This is a genomic window from Segatella maculosa DSM 19339 = JCM 15638, assembly GCF_000382385.1.
Classification (GTDB): domain Bacteria; phylum Bacteroidota; class Bacteroidia; order Bacteroidales; family Bacteroidaceae; genus Prevotella; species Prevotella maculosa.
The window spans coordinates 197,962-216,177 of sequence record NZ_KB908321.1; the positions used below are offsets into that span (position 1 = coordinate 197,962).

Annotated in this window: 19 protein-coding genes; 10 read left to right on the plus strand and 9 right to left on the minus strand. The window is 48.7% G+C overall.

Annotated elements, in window-relative coordinates:
- The first annotated feature begins 27 nt into the window (after positions 1–27).
- The 7 genes from H164_RS0104460 to H164_RS0104490 all read left to right on the plus strand — a co-directional run bounded on the left by H164_RS0104460 (position 28) and on the right by H164_RS0104490 (position 6,333).
- Positions 28–573 (plus strand): hypothetical protein, encoded by a 546-nt coding sequence (locus tag H164_RS0104460; RefSeq protein WP_008566568.1) that lies wholly within the window; start codon positions 28–30, stop codon positions 571–573.
- A gap of 46 nt (positions 574–619) precedes the next feature.
- On the plus strand, positions 620–1,057 hold the full coding sequence (locus H164_RS0104465) for a single-stranded DNA-binding protein (protein ID WP_019967506.1): 438 nt from the start codon (positions 620–622) through the stop codon (positions 1,055–1,057).
- A 19-nt stretch (positions 1,058–1,076) separates the two neighbouring features.
- Positions 1,077–2,399: a gliding motility-associated protein GldE gene (gldE, locus tag H164_RS0104470; RefSeq protein WP_026356236.1), complete on the plus strand. Its 1,323-nt coding sequence runs from the start codon at positions 1,077–1,079 to the stop codon at positions 2,397–2,399.
- Positions 2,400–2,405: 6 nt separating this feature from the next.
- Complete coding sequence (locus tag H164_RS0104475; RefSeq protein ID WP_025830098.1) at positions 2,406–3,008, plus strand: 4'-phosphopantetheinyl transferase family protein; 603 nt, start codon at positions 2,406–2,408, stop codon at positions 3,006–3,008.
- Between the two features lie 456 nt (positions 3,009–3,464).
- The gene (locus H164_RS15865; protein ID WP_019967509.1) at positions 3,465–3,899 is read left to right on the plus strand and encodes a hypothetical protein; all 435 of its coding nucleotides are present in this window, start codon (positions 3,465–3,467) and stop codon (positions 3,897–3,899) included.
- 208 nt (positions 3,900–4,107) lie between these two features.
- On the plus strand, positions 4,108–5,811 hold the full coding sequence (locus H164_RS14395) for a hypothetical protein (protein ID WP_036872933.1): 1,704 nt from the start codon (positions 4,108–4,110) through the stop codon (positions 5,809–5,811).
- 90 nt (positions 5,812–5,901) lie between these two features.
- A complete protein-coding gene (locus H164_RS0104490; RefSeq protein WP_008565245.1) occupies positions 5,902–6,333 on the plus strand; it encodes an HU family DNA-binding protein in 432 nt (143 codons plus the stop codon).
- 1,063 nt (positions 6,334–7,396) lie between these two features.
- Here the strand turns inward: H164_RS0104490 and H164_RS0104500 are convergent.
- The 9 genes from H164_RS0104500 to mazG all read right to left on the minus strand — a co-directional run bounded on the left by H164_RS0104500 (position 7,397) and on the right by mazG (position 13,453).
- A complete protein-coding gene (locus H164_RS0104500) occupies positions 7,397–8,314 on the minus strand; it encodes a DMT family transporter (protein ID WP_026356238.1) in 918 nt (305 codons plus the stop codon).
- Positions 8,315–8,318: 4 nt separating this feature from the next.
- The gene (truA, locus tag H164_RS0104505; RefSeq protein ID WP_019967514.1) at positions 8,319–9,050 is read right to left on the minus strand and encodes a tRNA pseudouridine(38-40) synthase TruA; all 732 of its coding nucleotides are present in this window, start codon (positions 9,048–9,050) and stop codon (positions 8,319–8,321) included.
- Between the two features lie 3 nt (positions 9,051–9,053).
- Positions 9,054–9,533: a hypothetical protein gene (locus H164_RS0104510; protein ID WP_008566430.1), complete on the minus strand. Its 480-nt coding sequence runs from the start codon at positions 9,531–9,533 to the stop codon at positions 9,054–9,056.
- The gene (locus H164_RS0104515) at positions 9,511–9,876 is read right to left on the minus strand and encodes a hypothetical protein (RefSeq protein ID WP_019967515.1); all 366 of its coding nucleotides are present in this window, start codon (positions 9,874–9,876) and stop codon (positions 9,511–9,513) included. Before H164_RS0104515 ends, H164_RS0104510 begins: the two co-directional genes overlap by 23 nt.
- A 52-nt stretch (positions 9,877–9,928) precedes the next feature.
- Positions 9,929–10,465: an RNA polymerase sigma factor gene (locus tag H164_RS0104520; RefSeq protein WP_019967516.1), complete on the minus strand. Its 537-nt coding sequence runs from the start codon at positions 10,463–10,465 to the stop codon at positions 9,929–9,931.
- Positions 10,466–10,566: 101 nt separating this feature from the next.
- Positions 10,567–10,878, minus strand: coding sequence for a hypothetical protein (locus H164_RS0104525; protein ID WP_019967517.1), 312 nt, complete (start codon positions 10,876–10,878; stop codon positions 10,567–10,569).
- Positions 10,879–11,017: 139 nt separating this feature from the next.
- On the minus strand, positions 11,018–11,932 hold the full coding sequence (locus H164_RS0104530; protein ID WP_025829987.1) for a ribonuclease Z: 915 nt from the start codon (positions 11,930–11,932) through the stop codon (positions 11,018–11,020).
- 56 nt (positions 11,933–11,988) lie between these two features.
- The gene (locus tag H164_RS0104535) at positions 11,989–12,549 is read right to left on the minus strand and encodes a lipocalin-like domain-containing protein (RefSeq protein ID WP_025829988.1); all 561 of its coding nucleotides are present in this window, start codon (positions 12,547–12,549) and stop codon (positions 11,989–11,991) included.
- Positions 12,550–12,559: 10 nt separating this feature from the next.
- Positions 12,560–13,453 carry a nucleoside triphosphate pyrophosphohydrolase gene (gene mazG, locus H164_RS0104540; protein ID WP_019967520.1) on the minus strand — a complete coding sequence of 298 codons (894 nt, stop codon included), beginning with the start codon at positions 13,451–13,453 and terminating at the stop codon, positions 12,560–12,562.
- Positions 13,454–13,838: 385 nt separating this feature from the next.
- On the opposite strand from mazG, the gene H164_RS0104545 reads away from it, so the two are divergent.
- Genes H164_RS0104545 through H164_RS0104555 form a run of 3 tightly spaced genes read left to right on the plus strand, consistent with a single transcriptional unit; the run spans position 13,839 to position 17,967 of the window.
- Positions 13,839–16,103 (plus strand): aconitate hydratase, encoded by a 2,265-nt coding sequence (locus H164_RS0104545; protein ID WP_019967521.1) that lies wholly within the window; start codon positions 13,839–13,841, stop codon positions 16,101–16,103.
- An 11-nt stretch (positions 16,104–16,114) separates the two neighbouring features.
- On the plus strand, positions 16,115–17,461 hold the full coding sequence (locus tag H164_RS0104550) for a citrate/2-methylcitrate synthase (protein ID WP_019967522.1): 1,347 nt from the start codon (positions 16,115–16,117) through the stop codon (positions 17,459–17,461).
- Positions 17,462–17,472: 11 nt separating this feature from the next.
- Entirely contained in the window at positions 17,473–17,967 is a 495-nt protein-coding gene (locus H164_RS0104555; RefSeq protein ID WP_025829990.1) for a pyridoxamine 5'-phosphate oxidase family protein, read from the plus strand.
- Positions 17,968–18,216 lie beyond the last annotated feature (249 nt).

The window sequence follows — 18,216 nt, forward strand, 5'->3', positions numbered from 1 at the left end:
CTTTTTCTAAGGGAAACATACAAGCCAATGAATTTATATTTGAGATATTTTGATCGCGAGACATTAGTTTCTGATGTAGAAGAAGCACTTGATTTTTTAAGTTCTATTCCCGAAATCGGGTTAAATCCTGATTTGGAAGCAGATATTCGTGATTATGTTGCCAGCGACGTGTGCTATCCGAAGCGTTATAAGGTCCGCCAACGTGTTTACTTTATTATTATAAAAACCACGGCTGCGACAATGGAAGATTTCAAAGAGAAAAAGGCCGTCCGACAGATGTCTCCTGTCATTGAAAAGCATGATTTGGCAGCATCTGTCATGACCCGACTCACAGAAATGCAGCCGGGTTGGTATGAAGGCGCACTTGATTTCAAACGTGTAGTGATGATTCCCGCTACGGGAAAGCATGAATATCGTGATACGCATTTCGTCGCTCAATGCAAAGCAAACTCAGGACAGGATTGTTATGCGCGCATTGTCGATTATTTACGTAGTCGCGTAGACGGACGTTCTCAGTTTCCTTCCGCAAAAGGTAAGAATTTTCATTTCAAGTATCTTGGAATGTGGAAGTAGAAGTGGATATTCTGATGCTTTTATCATATAATATCTGTCTTGCATTATGAACAAAGTGATGCTTATAGGAAATGTCGGAAAGGAACCCGATGTTCGCTATTACGACCAAGACCAAGCCGTTGCACAATTTCCTTTGGCAACAACGGAGCGTGGCTATACGCTTCAGAATGGGACCAAAGTGCCCGAACATACCGATTGGCATACGATAACGGTATGGAGAGGACTGGCTAAAATCGTGGAGAAATATGTTCATAAGGGCGATAAACTCTATATTGAAGGACGTATTCGCTATCGCAGCTATGATGATCAGAAGGGGCAGCGTCGCTATGTAACTGAGATTTTGGCGGAGAACATGGAGTTGCTTACTCCTAAACCAGTGGCCAACGATAAGGATACCGTGTCGCTGGCGAGTCAAGCACAGCCACAAGACAATAGTCAGGAAGCGACAACAGCTCCGGAAGACAATTCGGCCTTACCTTTTTAAGTAGAAAATTCTTTTACTCTTGGATATAACCTCTTTCTTCGAAGCTCTTTCTGATGTGTCATTCCAATCACCTTCGGTTGGAGTTGTCCTATCATCTGTCTTGGCAATCGTATTATTAGCGATGTCAGGCTTTGCCAGTGCCTCAGAAATTGCCTTTTTCAGTCTTTCGCCCACAGACCTTTCGGAACTTGATCCGGAGCATCATGCAAAAGACCGTGGGATAGTTCTTCTTCGCGATGATAGCGAACGCACGCTTGCCACGATTCTGATCACAAATAACTTTGTCAATGTGACCATTATCATGCTGTGTAATCTCGTGTTTGCCTCCATTATTCATTTCGGACCCAAGGCTGTCTGGCTTGAATTTGTGAGCCTTACGGTGTTACTCACTTTTCTGCTTTTGCTTTTCGGCGAGATTATGCCCAAGGTCTACAGTCGCCAGAATGCGTTGAAGTTCTGCCGTTTCTCTGTCGGTGGCATTCTTTTTCTGCGCAAACTGTTCTGGCCTTTGGAAACCATATTGATCAAGAGTGGAGGTTTTGCCGAAAAGGTGATGCAGAAAAAGAACCGACAGTTGAGCGTTGACGACCTTGAACAAGCACTTGAATTGACTGATAAAGAAGACATCAAAGACGAGCAGAGTATGCTCCAAGGCATCATACGCTTTGGTGACGAAACGGCAAAAGAGGTGATGACTTCACGTCAAGATATTGTAAATTTGGATATCCTGAGTAGCTTTTCTGATGTGTTGAAATGTGTTGTCGAGAACAATTACAGCCGTATTCCGGTCTATCAAGATAACACCGACAATATTCGTGGCATCCTTTATATCAAAGATTTGCTTCCTCATTTGTCTAAACCAGCCGGTTTTCGTTGGCAGAGTTTGATTCGTCCGCCTTATTTTGTACCTGAAACGAAGAAAATCGACGATTTGTTGCGAGAGTTCCAAGAGAACAAAGTGCACATTGCTATCGTAGTCGACGAATATGGAGGCACCAGCGGATTGGTGACATTGGAAGACATCTTGGAAGAAATCGTCGGTGAAATCAATGATGAATATGACGAGGAAGAGAAGGTTTATTCCAAGTTAAACTATAACACTTATCTTTTTGAAGGGAAAGTTCTGTTGACGGACTTCTGCAAGATACTGAATATCGACGACAGCGAATTCGAAGAGGTCGAGGGCGACGCCGACTCCTTGGCCGGTTTGTTGTTGGAACTGAAAGGTGACTTTCCGAGTGCGCATGAAAAGATAGACTATAAGAACTTTACGTTTGAGATTCTCTCTATCGAAGAGCGGCGCATCAGCAGGGTGAAGGTAACCATACATTCAAAAGCCTGACGCACGGTGCCGCTGTTGTCTGTCAAAAATGTTTCAGCAGATGTCCGCTTGGGCATTTGGAAGATAGAAGAAAGTGTGGAAACTTTTATCTCATCTTCGCCCGCTCTTTCTCTGCTCTATCAGCAAGAAATTGCAATTTGTCACAGTGAGGCACGACGATTAGAGAAATTAGCTGTCTATTCCTTGTTGTGGGAAATGACGGGCTGCCATTTAAAGCTTGCTCACAATGCTGCCGGAAAGCCTATGGTCGAAGGTTGGAACATCAGTGTTAGCCACACCAAAGGGTATGCCGCCATGATACTTTCTCGGACGAGCGAAGTTGCAGTCGATATAGAATATATTAGCAATCGTGTCAGCAGGATTGCAGACAAATTCATGCGTCCCGATGAAGATGCCCCAAGCGTCATTGACCAATTGATTAATTGGTGCGAAAAGGAAACACTCTATAAATTCTGCTCGTCTCAAAATCTTCAATACTTGGAAATGAAGATTTCGCCCGCAGACTTTGCCCCTTCGAAGCGTCATGCCCGTAATCTGAAAGACGACAGCCTGCATGTCGTTTGCTATGAAATAACACCTGAATTCGTCGTCGCCTATATGTGGGCCTAACACCCACCCCGGCCCTCCCAAAGGGAGGGAGGAGAGGCCTCCCCCGACCCCTCCAAAGGAGGGGAGAAACCCACCCCAACCCTCCCAAAGGGAGGGAGTGCGAGCTTGCGGGCTAATCATAAAGTTCAAACTTCAAACTTCAAAGTTCAATGCTCAAAAGTTGAGGAAAAGTTTGCTTGTTCCGAAATTTTGCCTTACCTTTGCACGCGATGATAGAAAGTAATCATATATATAAAGGTGTGAAGCCGATGCAAAGAAACTTTGATTTCTCTGCATCTTTTAACGCTTATTATTTGGCTGGTCCAAATAATTTGCTAACACACACACACACACTTAGCGCACCTGGCGTTTAAACGTCTTCACGTACGCGCGCGCGAAGCGCGTGCAACACTAATAAACAAAGGGCCTACCGGAGTTCCCTTTGTTCGCATATTCGTGTCCTTTTGCGAGCAAAAAATGAACGAAATAAGGGAACAAGTAGACGTCCATTCAAGCAAACCGCAACACGTTGTAGGGACGCACGGCTCGTGCGTCCGTTCATCGTGGAGCAAATGGACGGGTGGACATACCATTGGAGCGGACGTACGAGCCGTGCGTCCCTACATGCAAACGGCACAAATCAAGATAACAACAATAAATATGAAGAAAATGGAGTGTAAGAAGCGGGCATACACAACGCCCGAGATTATGGTTTATCCGATGCAGGAAGACAATCTCTTGCAAGCTGTGAGTGGTCAGCACAAGCATATCGGGCAAGGCGGAACAATTGGTAATGCAAAGCGTGGAAGTGATGAAGAGTGGGAAGAAGCCTCACCCGAAAGCCTCACCCCCAACCCCTCTCCGAAGGGAGAGGGGAGTGATTACCCAAGCTATAATGCGTGGGAGGAGTAAGTAATAACAACCAACACCCACCCCGGCCCTCCCAAAGGGAGGGAGTAGCCTCCCCCGTTCAATAGTCTTTAGCCCCCCTTCGGTTCCCCCACCGGGGGACAGAAACCTCCGAAGGAGGGGAGAGCAAACTGCCCGAAGACTTGGGCTCCCCTCCTTTGGAGGGGCTGGGGGGAGGCTCTTAATAATTATAAAACAAATGAAAATGAAGATGAAAAGATTGATACGAGCAAGTATGCTGCTCATAATGGCAGCACTATTTGTAGCCTGCACCAGTGAAAATATGGCGCAGAAGGATAAGGAGAAGAATAAAACACCGAAAGGCGGCGTCATCTTTGCTGCCAATGGGCCGAAGACTTTGGCAAAGCGGTTGTCGATAGACGGTGAAGAAGAGTTTGCCGGTGCTAAGACACGCACGAGTATCAAGCACACGCCCGGCAACGGGGCCGAAGCTTATTGGACAAGCGACGACTTTATCTGGGTGAAGAAACAAGACGGCACTTGGGCCAAGAGCACGGCTATCGAACTGCACGATGGCGGAGCCAGCGCAGAGTTCACCCTGCCCGGCAACAAGACAGACTATGCCGATGGTTGCGAGGTGCGCTATACGGGCACCAAGGCCTACTATGGCGGTACGCTCAATGCCAATGCCGTGAGCATTCCAAAAGAGCAAAGCCGCACCAGGGCCAACGACTTCAGTAAGGCCGGCGAATGGGGCGACTGTGGCTCGGGCGTGGCACGCAGTACGGGCAACCCGCGTAAGTTCAACTTCACCCTTGAGCATAAGCCCGCCTACCTGTGCTTCCTGCCCAGAGCCCCTAAGGCATCATCTGGCGTTCTATTTCTCCGAAACATCAAGATTACGGTAACCAAGAACTATGACGACCCGGGAAGCTATATGAGTGATTATTGCGGCTTCGATGGCGAGAACATCACGAGCAGCTCTGGCAGTCCCTTTGGTCAAAACTACATTAATGTGACTCTCAACGTCCGACTTGACAGAGCTACCAAGCAAGAGCAGAACGCCACTTATTTAATCGTCCGCCCCGGCCGCTATGACTTCAAGATAGAATATATCATCACAGACTCAAGAAGCTACGTAACCACCACTGTCGAGCAAGAAGTTCTTGATCAGACGCTCGACAAGAATTCCATCTATGACATCACTGCCGACCTGACGAAAGAGATCCCATTCATCAACGATGCCGACCTAACAAGATATTACATGTGGGATGCCAAGCAGAATTATATTTATGGGCACGAGTCGGAGGCAAGAATAGGTTTCAGTCATATGTTGTATACTATAAATAATGCTCCCAGAGACAATACCGATGTTCGGTGGTACAACGAAAGTTTTCCGGGCGAGGGCATTGAGAACGATGCGCAGACCGAGCTGTTCAAGACACTTCCCAATGCAAACGAGATGTGTTGGTATGTCTACAAGGGCGATGCGCATTGGGATATGTTCGGAAATGTTTATATTGGTAAAGACTACAGTCTATGGAGATCTAAAGGGATTTGGCTGAAGAAAAAAGCAAAGATCATGGCCGACGAGGGAATTACCGAAGCACAGATGAAAAGCGGTTTCCCGAAAGACAACCCTACAGACTATCGCACCAAGACATATCCTTTTCCCAACTGGCCGGCGGACGTCAACCCCAAAACAACTCCCGCACCTCCTAATACCACAGACTATTTTTTCCTCCCCGTGCAGGGATACTGCGAGCTAAAAGCCAGAGGAATAGGGCTTTGGACTTGGACTGTCTTTAATTATAAAGGTTTCTATTGGAGTTCGAGTAAATTCCCCGTCGCTAATGAGAAGGAAAAGGCATACTTACTTATCTTCACTGAAGATAAGGTTGCAGTAGATATCAGGCATTGTAGCTATGGGTGTAATGCACAGGCGTTCGAATAAGTATCCCCCCAAAAAAGAAACAGGCTTCCGCCATGTGCGGAGCCTGATATATCATCAATTATTTTATAAACCATTTAATTTTTTAGAGCTATGATTAAATACATCATTCAAGCGAAGAAGAATCCGCAGAAGAAGGACGAGAAAAAGAAGTTTTACCCGCAGATTGCGCCGAGCACGCCGGTGACGCTGCCGCAAATCGTGAAGCGCATCGAGAAGCGGTCAACCGTGTCGAGCGCCGACGTGAAGGCCGTGCTCGATGCCCTGCAGACCGAGGTAATCGACGCGCTGGAGAGCGGCAACACGGTGCGCTTGGGCGACCTCGGCTCGTTCCGTCTCACCATCAAGTCCGAAGGTGTGGCCACGGCAGCCGAGGCGAAGAAGAAGGGCGCACAGCTCATCAAGCGGGCGAACGTGCAGTTCACCAAGAGCACCACGATGCGCGACACGCTCACGCCAACCCTCCTCAACTTCGCACCGCAGGAGGATATCGTGAATGCGGCGGACGAGAAGCCCGGGAACTAAGAGAGACCTCACCCCCCAGCCCCCTCTCCGAAGGGGAGAGGGGGAGCAGCCTCTCCGAAAGCCCACCCCCAACCCCTCCCAAGGGAGGGGAGACCAAGCTTGCGAGGAATTAGTTTGCACGCTGTTTGCACTCCCCTCCTTCGGAGGGGTTGGGGGAGGCTCCCTGGGGCTCCCAGATTTTAGGAGGTCTTCCAGCGGGAAGCCTCTTGGAGGGAGGGCGCACAACTTATCAGCATTTAATCAAAATCAAAATCCATTTTATGATTAACTTGCTTGTCTGTGTTGCCCTCCCCGTTTTAATACACACCCCGAAAGCCTCCCCCCGGCCCCTCCAAATACCCACCCCGGCCCTCCCGAAGGGAGGGAGTAGAAGAATGCAAATAGACCTTGCGAACACATTAGTTCACAAGGCCTATTTTTATCTTTTATTCTTTATAGCCCGCAAGCTCGCAACTCCCCCTCTCCTTCGGAGAGGGGGCCGGGGGGTGAGGTTTCCTCCCCTCCCTCGGGAGGGGTTGGGGGTGGGCAAAAAACTTTACAATTTTGTAGTCTTTTTGAATTTGCTACGCATTCTTTTGGAATTTTCCTATAAGAAAATCAAAATTCCCTTATAAGAGAATTTAAATTGTCTTATAAGCGAATTTAAATTCTCTTATAAGGGAATTTTTGCCCTCCTAATAGCCTGATTATCAATAAGTTGCAGAGGCGATTTTTCAACCCTTTTCCGAGGCCGAAAAGGGAAAGATGGGAATTGAAAATAATTTACAAAAAGATAACCCGAAAGCCCACCCCCGGCCCCTCCCCAGACACCTACCCCCGGCCCCTCCCGAAGGGAGGGGAGAATGAAGCCTCTCCCCCAGCCCCTCCCCGAAGAGGGAGGGGAGTAAAATGCAAATAGACCTTGCGAACACTTTAGTTCACAAGGCCTATTTTTGTTTATTATGTATTGTTCATCATTAGCCCGCAAGCTCGGCCTCCCCTCCTTTGGAGGGGCTGGGGGAGGCTTCCCCTTTGGGAGGGGGAGGGGGTGGGCTTTCGGATAGGGGTTAGGGGTGGGCTTCTTTTATTTCGACCCGATATAGAGGAAAATCATGCCGAGCAGGATGAGGGCCAGGTCGAGTGCTTTGGCGCGGAGGTTCTTCTCGTGAAAGAAGACGGCGCCAAAGAGGAAGCTCACGACGACGCTGCCACGCCGTATCATGCTCACAATGGAAATCATGGCGCCCGGCAGGCTCAAGGCATAGAAATACACGAAGTCGGCCGAGCTCAGGAACAATGAAATCAGGATCACGGCCCAATCCCAATGGAAAGGCGTGGTGCGTCGGCGCGTGGGCCACCATAACAAAAGCAGCATGACGCCCATCATGGCCATCTGATAGATGTTGTACCAACTTTGGACGACCATGCGGTTCAGTCCTGCGCCGCCGTCTGCCGTGCCCGCCATGAGATACTTGTCATACAGCCCGCTCACGGCACCCAACAAGGCGGCCAACACGAGAAAATAGACCCATTTGTTGTGCTTGAAGTCAATGCCTTCTCGCTTGCCGCTCTTGCTCAACAGCATGAATGAAACGACGGCAAGCGTGACGCCTGTCCATTGCCATATATTCAGTCTTTCGCCGAATACCAGCAGGGCACCGACAAGGACCATGACGGGCCGGGTGGCATTGATGGGGCCGACAATCGTCAACGGTAGATGTTTCATGGCAAAGTAGCCGAAAATCCAGCTTGACAGAACGATCAGGCTTTTCAGGAGAATGTATCGATGGACCAGCCAACCGCATTGCGGTACGTGGAACATACTGTGGGCTGAAAGATATCCGGCGGAAGACAAGATGATGAATGGCAGGAATATCAAAGAAGAAAACAGCGTGTTCAAGAACAAAACCGGTAGGACGGCGTTATTGGAAAGGGCTTTCTTCTTGAAAGAATCGTAAAACCCCAGCAGTGTCGCCGAGAGGAATGCTAAAAACAACCACATAGGCTCAATATTCAATATCCTCAAGGAACAGCGCGTGGGGTGGCATGCTCTCGCCGGCGTGACTGCGGTTGCCTTCGTCGAGGATTCGTTCTAAATCGGTAAGGGAGATTTTGTGGCGGCCCAAAAGAAACAGGGTGCCTACCGTTGCACGAACCATATTGCGCAGGAAGCGGTTGGCCGTGATTTCAAAATACCAAGAATGGCCGGAAGTCTGCACCCATTTGCATGCTCGGACGGTGCACAGCGTGGTCTTGTTGTCGGCACCGCTCTTGCAGAATGCTGCGAAATCCTCATGGTGCGTTATCCGTTCGGCTCCTTTTGCCATGAGCTCGTAGTCGAGCGCGTAGGGGGTCTCGTAGGAGTAGTGACGTAGAAAAGGAGCCTTGCGGGTGTGGACGTAATATCGGTAAGTGCGCCATTTTGCCGAAAAGCGGGCGTGCATCGTTTCTTCTACGGCCACGACTTTACTGATACTGATATCAGATGGCAGAAGCCGGTTGAGCCGATAGGTCAGTTGTGGGCCGTCGATGGCTTCCGGGTGGTCGAAATGCGCCACCATCAAGCGTGCATGTACGCCGGTATCGGTCCGGCCTGCTCCGACGACCTCTGTTTTTCGACGCAGAATTTTCGACAGTGCGTCCTGAAGGACTTCTTGTACCGATATGCCGTTGGGCTGTATTTGCCAGCCATGATAGGCCGTGCCGTCGTAAGCGAAATAGATGAAATATCTCTGCATGTCTTACTCCTTCGCTCCTTCCAGCGATTTCTTGAAGAATTGACGGTGAAAGCGGCTCTCTGCCTTTATAATCTTCAACACCTTGCCGGCCGGAAGCACTTTCATGAACGCTTCATGGTAATGCTGTTGGAGTTCTTTCATCTTCAAATCGATTTCGTCTAAGCGTTTTATCGCCTTGCATGAGGCTTCGTCGTCGTTCGTATCCGTATGGCGATACATGCTTTTCTCCATGAAATATCCCCGCATCTTGCGGTGTAACTCTCGGTAGAGCGGGAAAAACCTGCCGGCTTCTGCCGGGCTTAATCCGGCAGCCGTTGATACATATTGTTCCATCGCTGCTTCGAAGGCGGCCGGATCGAACTTTGATGTTCTATTGTTCGGAACTCCTGCTGCTGTTGGTAGCAATATCAAAAGCACAGAGAAAAGGGAAAAGAAAATCCGTCTCATCATCATCATGTGTTCAATGGTCTGCAACTGATGCATAAATATCTTCGTTGTCCATCATTGTGTAATCTGCAATCCGGTCAAATGTTCTGTCTTCAGCGTCGTGGTGCTCCTTTAATACCGCCGCAGAATTGGCAATCGGCCTGTTCTCCTTGAAAAAAGAAACACAGAACAAAGCCACAAAGACGACGATACAGGCTGCAGCCGCAGCGCAATATATGTAGAAATTGTGTTTGGGAGCAGGAGAAAGGATTTTCTTCTCCTTCGGATTGGGTAGGGAATCCATCAGCTGGCTCGTGAAATGCTCAAAATAGCCGTCTGGAACAGTGAATGGATTTTTCTTTCCGGATTTCGTTAGAAGTATTTCTTCATCTATTTCCATATCTCATATTTCTTTCTTTTTCCATATTCTGACGAAATTCACGTATGAGCGTTTAATCATGGCGCTTTAAATATGCAGAAATCTTCATCACCGCCAAATGATAGCTTGCCTTTAAGGCACCCTCGCTTGTGCGTAGGATTTGGCTGATTTCGCGATACTTCATTTCATCAAAATAGTGGAGATTGAATACAACTCGTTGAACCTCCGGCAATATTGCAATGGCTTCCTGTAGAAGAGCCTGTGCTTCGTCACCGTCAAAATACGCATCGGCAAGCAGCGTGCGTGACAGTACACCATCATAAGGACCGGGAGAATTCTTTTTCGACCTCAGAAAATCCAGACTTTCATTGATGGCAATGCGATAAATCCACGTGGAGAGCTGAGACCTGTGCTGAAACCCGTCGATTTTATTCCATATGCTTATGAATGTGTTTTGTAATACGTCGTTTGCGTCCTCGTGATTGATAACAATATGGCGTATCTTCCAATAAAGTAACTCCCTATAATGCTTGACCAGCATTCCAAAAGCACGGCTTCTTTTCGCCTCGTTCTTCAGTTCTGCTAAGATTTCTTTTTCATTGTATTTCAAGACAACGCATTTAGGGGAGAATTCATAAACATTCTTATCGCGTGATAAGAAGGGAGGGTAAAGCTTTTCTGTTCAGCGTAGCCCGCTTTATCTGGAAAAAATCAATTCACATAAATCTTTCTGACCACTTTGCCTACCTTTACAATATAGCAACCCTTCGCTAAATTCAATTCGAAACGCTTATCGTTGTTGTCTATGCGGAGCGTCATGACGCAGATGCCCGTCACATCGTAAATGTAAAGTACCTTGCCGGAGGCTCCGGTGACACGCAGTGAGTGATGGTCGACAATGATTTCGGCCTCACGGGCTTCTTCCTTTTCTGCAATCCCGCTATTGCCGACAGCGTATGACGCTATGGGGGAGGCCATAAACGCGGTCATAAAGAACACGATATTGAGTAGAAAATTCGTCATAGGCAATTATATTACTACAAGTTTTCAATCATTCGGTTTACAAATATACATACTTTAATGTGAATTGAAGCATAATTAACAATCATTATTGTATGGAATTTGCCTTTCTTTTTAATCTGAATTGCGATTTCATACGCTTTCAGACATCAAACACAAGCCCCTCATTTGTTAGCCAACTATTTTCGAATACTTGCTTTGCCTCATCAAGAATGCATGTTTCATCTTCATAGCGTGCACTGAAATGTCCCAACAATAATTTCCCGACGTGAGCGTCGCGAGCCACGGTTGCCGCCTGACGTGCCGTCGAATGCCAATATAATCGGGCACGGGATAGATTGTCTTCCGCATAAGTGCTTTCATGATAAAGCGTATCAACGCCAGCCACAAGTTCATGGAGCGTAGGAATATAACGCGTGTCGCTGCAATACGCATAAGCTCTTGGCGGGTCGGCGGGGGTCGTAAGTCTTTCATTTGCAATTACGATACCTTCCGGGGTCGTCCAATCCATACCGTTTCGTATGTTGTTTAATTGGCAGAGGGGCACCTCGTAGCAATCTGTCATCTCTCGGTTGATATGTCTTGGTCGCGGTTTTTCCCTAAACAAAAATCCACATGTGGGAATACGGTGCTCAAGAGGAATGGTCTCGATGGTTAGACTTTGGTCTTCGTAAATAACATCATTTTTCAATGTGTCGACAGCGTGGAACTCGATTTTGAACTCCAATCCTTTGCAAAAGAAATCCAGCTGACCCTGCAAAATAGGTTCGAAAGCTTCGGGAGCATATACATGAAGAGGAGCCGTGCGCCCCAGCATACCAAAGGTGCTGATCATTCCGATTAATCCGAAACAATGGTCGCCGTGCAGATGGGAAATGAACACGGCCCGCAACTTTGTGAACCGTATCTTGCTGCGTCGAAGTTGCATTTGCGTCCCTTCACCACAGTCGATCATAAAGAGTTTTTCCCTGATTTCAACAATTTGAGAAGACGCGTAATGATTGAGGGTCGGCAATGCAGACCCGCAACCAAGGATATGAATTCTGAATGGTCCCATATTGTTGCTTTACCAGCCTTTGGCAATCAGGGAAGTTTTTTTGCCAATGAATGCGCTTACTTCACTCTCTTATAGACGAAAATACCTTCTTTGTTTTCCAAATAAAGCGAGTCTGCTCCCAGATTATCAATCATGAAAGTGTCTTTGTTCAGCAACAACTTTCCATTACAAATCTTCCACGCCGTCCACGGATTGGTCTCCGCCTTTACATTATTCTTTACCAGTCCTCCTTCCAATATTTCAAAGTTCTTATCAAGGCTGGTCCATTTTCCAAGCAAGGTTGTCAGGTTGACTACACGACGGGCAACTCGTTCGCCGTCTGCTTCATACCCGATGACAGCCAAACGGTCGCCGGAGAGCAAACCACCCAAGATGGTCGCTGCGTCGGGGCCATCGTCCATCACCGTATATTGAAGCGTGTCGCCCAAGTCGGTAATGAGTTCGATATGGTGCATCGAAGTGTTTTCACCGCATACACCATACACCGTCGTATCAAGCTCTGCCACGTTTTCTAAACTATCGTTAGCTTCGGTTTTCGACGAGCCGGATTTCCTGTTACATGCAACGAAAAGCATTGCAACCACAAAAACAAACGTGATGTAAAATAACTTTTTCATACTTTATCTTTTATTCTTTTTCTAACTTTTTAGCTTCTTCCCATAGGCAGTCCATCTCTTCTAATGACACGTTCTTCATGTCCTTATGCTGATTTCTAATCATTTGCTCCACATAATTAAAACGATGGATAAACTTCTGGTTGGTTCGTTCCAGCGCATTGTCCGGATTCAGATGGTATAGACGGGCCGCATTGATGACGCTGAAAAGGAAATCGCCCAATTCAGAGGTAGCTTTGTCCCTATCGGCATTCCTGAATTCAGCTTCCAATTCGCTCAGTTCTTCATGGACCTTGGCCCAGACGTCTTCTTTATGCTTCCAATCAAAGCCCACGTTCATGGCCTTGTCTTGAATACGGTAAGCCTTGATCAGCGAGGGGAGCGACTTTGGAACACCCGAGAGAATGGTCTCATTCCCGTCCTTTTCCTGCTGCTTACGCTGTTCCCATGTCGTTGAAACCTCTGCAGCCGTAGTTGGTTTGGGAGTATTCCCGATGCTTTCCTCTCCTTTGTAGACCACCTGTCCCTGCTCGTCGATCATCAGGTCGGGATTGCTGACCGTCCAATCTCCGTTTGCATTCCAGTCGATGAAGTCGTGCCTGAACATCAATTTGTCGCTCTGCGCATTGCATACGTCGGCTATGTCAAAGTCTCCGTTCTCCTCTCCCAGCATGGCATAGAAAACAACATGCTCCATGACATCGCCCAGCTCCTTGCAGATTTCCTTGTGATTACCCTCCATCAGGGCATCACAAAGCTCGAACACCTCTTCTATCGTATAAGGGCGCAGGCTCTCATTCGTCTGTTTCCGGTCCCAAGGACATTCGCTTCTGAGCCGATCCTGTATGTCGAGCAGACGACCGAAGGCCTGCAATTTCTCTTCTCTTGTATGCTTTTGCTTTTTCATACCGCAAATGTAGATAAAAAATCCGACATAGAATGTCTCGCAGCTATAAAAAACAGAAAATAGGCTTTGATTTGATTAGGATTACAAAAATGGTGGCTCTGAATTACCATTAAATCCACCTTGTTTTTTATTTCAGCCATATTGTGTGCTAATCTCAGTCATTTTATGACCCAATTTCAGTCATTTTACGCGCTAATATGGCTGGTATTAGCTCGTGATATTGACTGAAACTAAGACAGTATAAGGCATAACGATACATGATTATGCAATTAATGTTTATTTTTTACAGGAATGTTGTTTCAAAATGATAAATATTCAATAGGTTATGTTTCATTTTATTTGAAATTTTGTATATTTGCACACAAATTAAAAAAGAGTGGACAAGATGAATATACCGGATAATGACATGTTGCACAGTTTCTATGCTTCGTATTCGGAGCGGGTGGAGCGGGTGAAAGAAGTGATGAAACGCCCGCTTACCTATGCGGAGAAGGTGTTGTATGCCCATTTGTATGATGCCGTGGAGCTAAAGCCTTACAGGCGCGGAGTGGATTATGTGAACTTTCGTCCCGACCGTGTTGCCATGCAAGATGCGACGGCACAGATGGCACTCTTGCAGTTTATGAATGCCGGCAAGGAGCAGGTGGCCGTTCCGGCTTCGGTGCATTGCGACCATCTGATCATGGCCGAGCTTGGTGCCGGACACGACCTTTCGAAGGCGCGCAGCAGCAACCGGGAGGTGTATGACTTTCTGAAATCGGTGTCTCGGAAATATCATATTGGTTTTTGGGGCCCCGGTGCCGGTATCATCCATCAGGTCGTGCTCGAGAACTATGCTTTTCCGGGCGGTATGATGGTGGGCACGGATTCGCATACGCCCAATGCGGGCGGCATGGGCATGGTGGCCGTCGGCGTTGGCGGTGCCGATGCTGTCGATGTGTTGACCGGTCAGCCTTGGGAACTGAAGATGCCGCGATTGATAGGCGTACGGCTGACAGGGAAGCTATCGGGTTGGGCCAGCCCGAAGGACGTTATCCTGCATATTCTCGGCCTGTTGACCGTGAAAGGTGGTACGAATGCCATCCTTGAATACTTCGGGGAGGGTGCGAAGTCCGTTTCGACGACGGGGAAAGCTACCATCTGTAATATGGGGGCAGAGCTTGGTGCGACTTGTTCGTTGTTCCCTTATGATGACAACACGGATGAATATCTGTGCAAGACGGGGCGTGAAGAGATTGCGGCCATGGCACGGAGAAACGCCCGTCATCTTTCTGCAGACGCAGTAGTGTATGCCGACCCGGAAAAATATTATGATGAGGTGCTTGAAGTGGACCTCTCCAAGATAGAGCCCCATCTGAATGGTCCGTTTACACCGGACGCGGCGACTCCCATTTCACAGATGAAAGCAAAAGGTCCGGCCAATGACTATCCCATGAAAGTGGAAGTGGGACTGATAGGCAGTTGCACCAACTCAAGCTATCAGGACATGTCGCGTGCAGCAAGCGTCGTGCAGCAAGCGATAGAGAAGAACATTCCCGTGAAAGCCGAACTGATTGTCAATCCCGGTTCGGAGCAAATTCGTTATACGGCAGAGCGTGACAGCATTCTTTCCGACTTTGAAAAGGTCGGAGCCACAGTCATGGCCAATGCCTGCGGACCGTGTATCGGGCAATGGAACCGCCACACAGACGATAATCAACGTAAGAATGCCATCGTGACTTCGTTCAACAGGAACTTTCGTCGCCGTGCCGATGGAAATCCGAATACGTATGCATTCATCGGGAGTCCCGAACTGACGGTTGCGTTGGCCATAGCCGGGCGGTTGGACTTCAACCCGGCTACAGACGGACTACTTGACCGCGACGGCAACACTGTCTTCTTGGACGAACCTTCGGGGCTTACTTTTCCTCCGAAAGGATTTGCGGTAGGAGACAAAGGTTTTATCGCTCCGGCCGAAGGACAGCAAGATATAGAAGTTGCAATCGATCCGTCGTCAGAGAGGCTTCAGAAGTTGGAACCCTTTGAGGCTTGGAATGGAAAGGCACTTGAAGATATGCCCGTGCTGATCAAGGTGCAGGGCAAATGCACAACCGATCATATCTCCATGGCGGGACCGTGGCTGAAATACCGAGGGCATTTGCAGAACATCTCGGATAACCTGCTGATGGGGGCTGTGAATACGTTCAACGGTGAGACGGACTATGTGAAAGACCAATTGGACGCAACGTATAAGAAAGTATCGACTGTGGCAAAAGATTACAAAGCGCACGGCATCGGTTCGGTTGTTGTGGCCGAAGAGAATTACGGCGAGGGATCGAGCAGGGAACATGCAGCCATGGAGCCGCGCTATCTGAATGTAAAGGTGGTGTTGGCAAAGAGCTTTGCCCGCATTCACGAAACCAATCTGAAGAAGCAGGGCATGTTGGCCTTGACGTTTGCCGATAAGGCCGACTATGATAAAGTGCAGGAAGACGACAAGGTCTCGGTACTCGGGTTGGAACACTTTGCACCGAACGAACAGTTCGTCATAACCTTGCGTCATGCCGACGGAACCGTGGACCGTTTCAAGGCCAACCACACCTACAATGAACTACAGATAGAATGGTTCAAGGCCGGAAGTGCTTTGAACTACAGTAAGAATAACCGCTAAACCAAAAAGACATGAGGAAGGAATATTTGATTTACAAGTTATCCGACGAGGTGAAGAACTCTGGGAAAATACCTGTCGAGGCTTTTCAAGAATATGGTGTCAAGCGCGGCCTACGCAACGAAGACGGGTCGGGCGTGCTGGTGGGCCTGACGAACATCGGCAATGTGGTGGGCTACGACCGTGATACCGACGGGAAACTGCGCCCGTGCCCCGGTCGTCTGTACTATCGTGGCTACGAGTTGGACGATCTCGTCACGCCTTTGCTGAAAGAAAAGCGTTTCGGTTTCGAGGAGACGGCTTTCTTATTGCTTTCGGGCGGACTTCCCGACAAGGAAGAACTTGCCGCGTTCAGAGAACTGCTGAACGACAATATGCCGCTGGACCATCGCACGATTGTGCACATCATCGATTTGGAGGGCTCCGACATCATGAACATTCTGGCGCGCTGCGTGCTCGAGATGTATACGTTCGACCATAATCCCGACGACATCAGCCGCGACAACCTGATGCGCCAGAGTATCGAACTGATTGCGAAGTTTCCAACCATCATCGCCTATGCGTATAACATCTACCGCCACAGCGTGCAAGGACGCAGTCTACACATACGCCACCCGCGCGAGAATCTCGGAATCGCAGAGAATTTCCTCTACATGCTGAAGCGCGAGCACTACACCGAGCTGGACGCACGCACGCTCGACCTGCTGTTGGTCACGCAAGCGGAGCACGGCGGCGGAAACAACTCGACGTTCACCGTGCGCGTCACCTCTTCCACGCGCACGGACACCTATTCGAGCATTGCGGCCGGCATCGGTTCGCTGAAAGGACCGTTGCACGGCGGGGCGAACATCAAGGTCGTCAACATGTTCCATCATTTGAAAGAGCAAATCAAGGATTGGAAGAACACTGACGAGATAGATACTTATCTGACGCGAATGCTCAACAGAAAAGCCTATGACAAGACCGGACTCATCTACGGCATCGGACACGCTGTCTACACGATGAGCGACCCGCGGGCTGTCGAGCTGAAACGGCTGGCGGGCGAGCTGGCGCGCGAGAAGAAGCGCAGCGATGAGTATGAATTCCTCTGTCGGCTCGAGGAGGAGAGCATAAAATGCGTCACGGCGTTCAGAAAGACCGACAAACCGATATGCGCCAACCTCGATTTCTACAGCGGATTTATTTACGAGATGGTCGGACTGCCGAAGGAGATTTTCACGCCGATATTCGCCATGGCGCGCATCGTTGGCTGGACGGCGCACCGCATTGAAGAGCTGAACTTCGACGGGAGGCGAATTATCCGCCCGGCTTACAAGACCATTTTAGACCAAAAGGCATATTTGCCGATAAACGAAAGGTAGAAATGATGAAAATGCGATATGTGAACGAAAAAGTTCGTCGCCGCGACCGGCTGATGGACGAAGCGCGCGCCATTGAACTGCTCGCGACGGCCGAGTATGGCGTGCTGAGCATGGTGGACGTGGACGGAACGGCTTACGGCGTTCCCGTGAACTATGTCTGGGACGGCGAGGACTCGATTTACATTCATTGTGCGCCCGTCGGTCACAAATTGGAAGCGTTGGAGAAAAATCCGCACGTGAGCTTCTGCATCATCGGTGACGTGAAGCTCCTGCCGGGAAAATTTACGACGGAGTATGAAAGCGTGTTGTTGAAGGGCGTGGCGAATGCCCGGCTGACGTCGGGCGAACGGATGGCTGCACTGCTGCGGCTCGTCGATAAGCTTTCTCCCGATTTCAAAGAGTTGGGCGCGAAATATTCCGAGAAATCCTTCCATCGCGTCAATATTATCCGCGTGGATTTCACGGAGTTCAGCGGAAAGTGTAAACACGTGCCGGCCGCAGACTGAGGGCCAAGATAAATTTTAGTTTTTTTGCAGCCAACCACAATTTCCACTTGGAAATTGTGGTTTTTAATCAGAAAATAGGGGAGCCTCCCCCAGCCCCTCCAAAGGAGGGGTGCACGAACTGTACGCAAGCAAATTTGCTCCGATTTCTGCTCCCCTCCTTTGGAGGGGCGGGGGGAGGCTCCGATTTTTTTTCAGAATACAGCGATTTCTGTTCAGAAACGCATGTTTTTCATCAGAAATCGCTGTATT

Coding starts and splice junctions, on each gene's coding strand:
- H164_RS0104460 (WP_008566568.1), top strand. CDS start 28: ATGAATTTATATTTGAGATATTTTGATCGCGAGACATTAGTTTCTGAT.
- H164_RS0104465 (WP_019967506.1), top strand. CDS start 620: ATGAACAAAGTGATGCTTATAGGAAATGTCGGAAAGGAACCCGATGTT.
- H164_RS15865 (WP_019967509.1), top strand. CDS start 3,465: ATGAACGAAATAAGGGAACAAGTAGACGTCCATTCAAGCAAACCGCAA.
- H164_RS14395 (WP_036872933.1), top strand. CDS start 4,108: ATGAAAAGATTGATACGAGCAAGTATGCTGCTCATAATGGCAGCACTA.
- H164_RS0104490 (WP_008565245.1), top strand. CDS start 5,902: ATGATTAAATACATCATTCAAGCGAAGAAGAATCCGCAGAAGAAGGAC.
- H164_RS0104500 (WP_026356238.1), bottom strand. CDS start 8,314: ATGTGGTTGTTTTTAGCATTCCTCTCGGCGACACTGCTGGGGTTTTAC.
- truA (WP_019967514.1), bottom strand. CDS start 9,050: ATGCAGAGATATTTCATCTATTTCGCTTACGACGGCACGGCCTATCAT.
- H164_RS0104510 (WP_008566430.1), bottom strand. CDS start 9,533: ATGCATCAGTTGCAGACCATTGAACACATGATGATGATGAGACGGATT.
- H164_RS0104515 (WP_019967515.1), bottom strand. CDS start 9,876: ATGGAAATAGATGAAGAAATACTTCTAACGAAATCCGGAAAGAAAAAT.
- H164_RS0104525 (WP_019967517.1), bottom strand. CDS start 10,878: ATGACGAATTTTCTACTCAATATCGTGTTCTTTATGACCGCGTTTATG.
- H164_RS0104530 (WP_025829987.1), bottom strand. CDS start 11,932: ATGGGACCATTCAGAATTCATATCCTTGGTTGCGGGTCTGCATTGCCG.
- H164_RS0104535 (WP_025829988.1), bottom strand. CDS start 12,549: ATGAAAAAGTTATTTTACATCACGTTTGTTTTTGTGGTTGCAATGCTT.
- mazG (WP_019967520.1), bottom strand. CDS start 13,453: ATGAAAAAGCAAAAGCATACAAGAGAAGAGAAATTGCAGGCCTTCGGT.
- H164_RS0104545 (WP_019967521.1), top strand. CDS start 13,839: ATGAATATACCGGATAATGACATGTTGCACAGTTTCTATGCTTCGTAT.
- H164_RS0104550 (WP_019967522.1), top strand. CDS start 16,115: ATGAGGAAGGAATATTTGATTTACAAGTTATCCGACGAGGTGAAGAAC.
- H164_RS0104555 (WP_025829990.1), top strand. CDS start 17,473: ATGCGATATGTGAACGAAAAAGTTCGTCGCCGCGACCGGCTGATGGAC.